At 50.4% G+C, this 619-nt stretch carries 1 protein-coding gene; it reads right to left on the reverse strand.

The annotated features are described in order from the left end of the window. Nucleotides 1–619, reverse strand: a 619-nt coding sequence (locus tag R7Q09_RS26690) for an SLC13 family permease (protein ID WP_318144015.1), incomplete at both ends; no start/stop codon positions are given.

Here is a 619-nt window from a genome sequence, read left to right on the forward strand (position 1 = left end):
TAAGCCTTGTAAGCCACCGACAGCGGCCAAACTCGGCATGGAAACCCCGATAGCTGCGGCAATTGGCATCAACAAGTTCGCGGTCGCGGTGTTTGACATAAAATTGGCCATCAACCAACACACGATGGAGAGTACAACCACCACCGCAAATGGAGACAGTGCCTCATAATCAATTGCGTGGGCGAGCGCTTCTGCCAAGCCCGTTTTATCGAGTGCAATACCAATCGCAATACCACCGGCAACCAACCACAATACGTCCCAGTTGATCTGTTTGAGCTCTTCTTTGCCCATGATGCCCGTTAAGGTAAAGACTGCCAGAGGAATAATCGCGACGACGTACGTATTCATGCCATGAGCTTTGGTGGTCATCCACAAGACGATGGTGAGGGCGAAGGTCACGTAAACCACCATTGCGCGCCAGCTCTTTTTGAAAGTGCCATCCAACTTGAGTTTCATTTCTGGCTCGCTCGATGGGAACAGCTTTTGCAGTAAGAACCAAGCGATGGTCAATTGCACTAAGACAAAAGGTAAGCCCATCATCATCCATGAGAGGAAGTCGATGGTGTTTTCTCCAGTGAGATATTGCAGTGCGATGGCGTTCGGTGGCGTACCTATTGGC

This window comes from Vibrio sp. 2130-1 (genome assembly GCF_033339515.1).